This is a genomic window from Micrococcus sp. KRD077, from assembly GCF_017168505.1.
Lineage (GTDB): Bacteria > Actinomycetota > Actinomycetes > Actinomycetales > Micrococcaceae > Micrococcus > Micrococcus luteus.
In genome coordinates this window covers 7,133-11,369 of record NZ_JABFAZ010000032.1, presented here as the reverse complement: position 1 = coordinate 11,369, position 4,237 = coordinate 7,133, and the positions used below count along the sequence as shown (strand labels likewise).

Below are 4,237 nucleotides of genomic sequence, written 5' to 3'. Positions count from 1 at the left end.
GCAGTCGCGTACACGCTGAACAACAGGCCCAGGAAGGTCCTGGACTGGAAGACTCCCGCGGAGGTCTTCGCCGAGCAGCTACGCTCGCTCTCAACGCACGGTGTTGCAACGACCGGTTGAACCCGCCCAATTTCGAGCCAGGCGGTTCGTGGAGACGCTCCGGGTCAACGGCCTGGTCGGGTCGATGGGCAGGGTCGGTGCTGCTGGGGACAACGCGGCAATGGAATCCTTCTTCGCGTTGTTGCAGAAGAACGTGCTGAACCGGCGTCGCTGGCAGTCCTTCGACCAGCTCCGGCTCGCGATCGTGAGCTGGATCGAGCGGACCTATCACCGCCGTCGTAGGCAGGCCCGTCTCGGGAAGCTCACCCCTGTCGAGTTCGAGATGGTTCAATCAGTCCAGGCGGCTGCCGCCGCCTGATAACTCGTGTCAAGCAAACTCATGGCAGACCCCGGGCACCGATGGGACCTGTCAGGTCAGTACCGCGTCACGGTCAGCGTTGTGGTGGTGCACAAGGCGACCCTCTTCAGGGGGGGCGCCTTAGGATGCCGCCAAGGTCCCCAACATGAGCCCAGTTGCTGGTCGTTAGGGGTACCTCGTGTCCCGCGCGGCCGACGCTACCGGCGTTTCAGGCGTCGGCGGCTGCCTAACTTCCCAGACCGACCCAGCTGAGCACGATGGTGGCCAGGAGGGTGAGCACAGCCACTAGGGCGTGTCTGACAATCGTTTGGATTACGCGAGCACCGCCCGCGTCCGCTGCGGCGATCAGCATCTGAAGCACCCGATCCCAGGTGCCTTCTTCGGCCATGCGTCGATACCAGGTCCACACTTCTCTGCCGCGGCCAGAAGACCTTGGGCAGATCGCGCTAGGCGATCCCGCACCGGTACCGGTAGATGATGGCCTCGATCATCATCCGCGCATCCGAGAAGGGCCTGCCGGGCCGGCCCGTGTGAGTAGGCAGCATCGGGGCGATCAGCTCCCACTGGGCATCGGAGAGCATCTGGAAACGGGACATGCCTTCCAAGGTGCCAGTGGGCCCCTAGACTGTTTGTCAGACACGCCCTAGGAGCGTATATGGCCTCTACCTCTCCAACGCTTTTGCCGTTCCGGATCGATTCTCTAGCCACCTCGCTCTTCGCCAAGGAGACAGGCTTCAGCGGCCCCCATCTCCATGACTTCTTCGCTCGTTACACCGACATGCTGGGCCCCTATCGGTGGAACGGGAGCCCCTCCCGATGGCAGATCTTCCAGACCGGGTTGCATTCTCTTCCGCTGCCTCAACAACGCGCCGTGCTACTGGAGTTGTGTTCCTACGACGGCGAGTTCAAAAACGGCCGCCCCCCTGAAGGGGAGCTCACCCGGCTACGGGGCATGCTCCTCTCCGCCGGCACCCCCGGCGCGCACGCAGCACAGGAGTCCCTGCAGAAGCTCGAGGACTGGGAGGCCGTCAACAGGTCCTGGCAGGCCGCGCTGACCAAAGTCCAGGACGACCCCGACGGAGCTATCACCGCGACCCGCACCACCATCGAGAGCGTGTGCAAGCACATCTGCGATGAACGCGGAGTGAAGTACGAAGACGGGTGGGATCTCGCTCGGCTCTACAAGGCCACCTCAAGTGCGATGCAGGTGGCACCGGATCAGCACAGCGAACAGATCATCAAGCAGATCCTCAGTGGGGCGGCAACGCTTGTTGGAGGACTGGCCGCGATGAGGAATGCCCTCAGCGACGCCCACGGTCGAGGCAAGCGCTCTGTGGGGCCGGCACCTCGCCATGCCAAGCTCGCGGTCAACGCGGGGTTCGCCATCGCCGGCTTCCTCATCGACACCCACGTAGAGAAACCGCCCGTTTCCAGCTGACCCTCTCGGCCCCGATTCTTAGGTTTAGAACGGCAGGGCCCCGTGTACGTTGTGCCTGTGGAGCAACTTGCAGATCGCGGCGTCATCCGCACAGCCCTGGACGACTTCGGACATGCCTGGGGTCAGCGCATCGACCGCTGGCGCGCCGATGGACAGACCCACACGGAGAAGTCCTTCGCCCAGCAGTTCTGGTCCGACCTGCTGCGAACCTTCGGGGTGATCCCCGAGCGCATCGACCTGTTCGAGCGCGGGGCCGCGCGCGCCTCCACCGGCGGGGCCGGCTACATCGACTTCTTCTGGTCCGGCGTCGCCCTGGGCGAGGCCAAGTCCCTGGGTGCCGACCTCGACGTCGCCCACGCCCAGGCCCTGGACTACCTGGCCGGCGGATCCATCGGTCAGCACGAGTGGCCCAAGTACGTGCTCGTCACCGACTTCGCCCGCATCCGCGTCGAACGTCTGGGCGAGGCCGGCTGGGTGGCCGAGTTCACCGTGCAAGAGGCCGCCGATCACGTGGACCAGCTGATGTTCCTGGCCGGCCGGGACACCGTGACCAAGGCCGAGGAGCAAGAGGCCTCCATCGCGGCCGCGCAGCTGATGGCCTCTATGTTCACCGCCCTCGTCGGAGACGAGGTGGACGTGCCCGTGGGCGAGGAGGCCCCCGAGGACGCCGAGGAGGAGGAGTTCGCCACCCAGCAGGCCTCGATCCTGCTCACCCGGCTGCTGTTCCTGCTCTACGGCGACGACGCCGGCCTGTGGGAGGCCGACCTGTTCCAGCGTTGGGTGGAGTGGGACACCACCGCCGACAACCTCGGCCCCCAGCTCGACGCCCTCTTCCGCGTGCTCAACACCCCCGAGAACCGGCGCCGCGGTGTGCCGGACTCCCTGGCCCGCTTCCCCTACGTCAACGGCGGCATCTTCGACGGCACCTCCACCGCCGGGTTCCTCACCAACAACTTCCGGGACGCGCTCGTGGCCGCCTGCCGGTTCCGGTGGACCCAGATCTCCCCGGCCGTATTCGGCTCCATGTTCCAACTGGTCAAGTCCAAGCAGGCCCGCCGCGGGGACGGGGAGCACTACACCTCCGAGGAGAACATCCTCAAGACCATCGGCCCGCTCTTCCTGGACGAGTACCGCGCCCGAGCGGACCGGCTCATCCAGAACAAGACCACCTCCCGGCGTGAGGTGATCGGCCTGATCGAGGAGATGGCCGCCAACATCTATGTCGACCCGGCCTGCGGGGCCGGCAACTTCTTGAACCTGGCCTACGCCAAGCTGCGCGAGATCGAGACGGACCTGCTGGCTGACCAGCGCCGTCGTACTGGGTCCCAGGACCTGTCCCTGGACGTGAGCTTGGACCAGCGGATCCACATCGACCGGTTCTACGGGATCGAGATCAACTGGTGGCCGGCCAAGATCGCCGAGACCGCCATGTTCCTCGTGGACCACCAAGCCAACCGGCAGCTCGCCGCGGCCCTCGGCCAGGCCCCGGACCGCCTGCCGATCAAGATCACCGCGACCATCTACCAGCACGACGCGCTCACCCTCGACTGGGCCGAGGCCCTGCCGACCCCGGCCGGGCGCACGTTCGTGTTCGGCAACCCCCCGTTCCTGGGCGACCACACCCGCACGGCTGCCCAGCTGGCCCTGATGCAGGCCGCCTGGGGTGGTGACAAGCAGCTTTCCCGCCTGGACTTCGTGACCTCCTGGCACGCACTCACCCTGCGCCTGCTGGATGAGCGGGATGGGGAGTGGGCGTTCGTGACCACGAACTCCATCGTTCAGGGGGACCAGCCGGCCCGCTTGTTCGCCCCAATCTTCCAGGCTGGCTGGCGGATCAAGTTCGCCCACCGCACCTTCGCGTGGGACTCCCAGGCCCCCGGCAAGGCCGCGGTGCACTGCGTGATCGTCGGCTTCACCCGCGACCCCGACGCCAGGGCGCGCCTGTTCAAATACGAGCATGCGCGCGGTGAGGCCCGCGAGGTGCCCGGGGTGAAGACGATCAACGCCTACCTGGTGGATGGGCCCAACGTGTTGGTGGAGAAGCGCAGCATCCCGCTCGCCCCCGACATGCCGGAGGTCGTCTATGGCTCCAAGCCCACGGATGACGGCAACCTCATCGTCACCGCAGAGCAGTACCAGGCCGTGATGGCCGACCCCGTGATGGCCCCCTACGTGCGCCCTTACGTCGGTGCGGTCGAGTTGATCCGCGGCCAGCAGCGCTGGTGCCTCTGGCTGGCCGACATGGACCCGGATGGGGCGTGTCAACTTGTCTGTGTAAGCGGGGTGGTCACAGGTAGGGGTTGATCCGGTCGGGGTAGGCCGCGGCGAGCTGGGCGAGGGCCTGCTTCCAGTTCGTGACGGCCTGACCTTCGACGAGCCGG

At 66.3% G+C, this 4,237-nt stretch carries 2 protein-coding genes and 2 pseudogenes; 3 read left to right on the top strand and 1 reads right to left on the bottom strand.

The genetic code is table 11. From position 1 onward, the window contains the following. Nucleotides 1–124 precede the first annotated feature (124 nt). Nucleotides 125–418: pseudogene (locus J1M39_RS07810) on the top strand (integrase core domain-containing protein); the annotation flags it as partial. Nucleotides 419–917: 499 nt separating this feature from the next. Here J1M39_RS07810 and J1M39_RS12635 read toward each other — a convergent pair. Further along, a pseudogene (locus J1M39_RS12635) lies at nucleotides 918–1,014 on the bottom strand (IS5/IS1182 family transposase); the annotation flags it as partial. Nucleotides 1,015–1,073: 59 nt separating this feature from the next. Between J1M39_RS12635 and J1M39_RS07800 the strand changes: the two are divergent. After that, the gene (locus J1M39_RS07800) at nucleotides 1,074–1,856 is read left to right on the top strand and encodes an abortive infection family protein (protein ID WP_036314019.1); all 783 of its coding nucleotides are present in this window, start codon (nucleotides 1,074–1,076) and stop codon (nucleotides 1,854–1,856) included. A 57-nt stretch (nucleotides 1,857–1,913) separates the two neighbouring features. Then, nucleotides 1,914–4,160, top strand: coding sequence for a DNA methyltransferase (locus J1M39_RS07795; protein WP_206496649.1), 2,247 nt, complete (start codon nucleotides 1,914–1,916; stop codon nucleotides 4,158–4,160). Nucleotides 4,161–4,237 lie beyond the last annotated feature (77 nt).

Excerpts from the sequence above, each read along its gene's own strand:
- J1M39_RS07800 (WP_036314019.1), top strand. The coding sequence starts at position 1,074 with ATGGCCTCTACCTCTCCAACGCTTTTGCCGTTCCGGATCGATTCTCTA.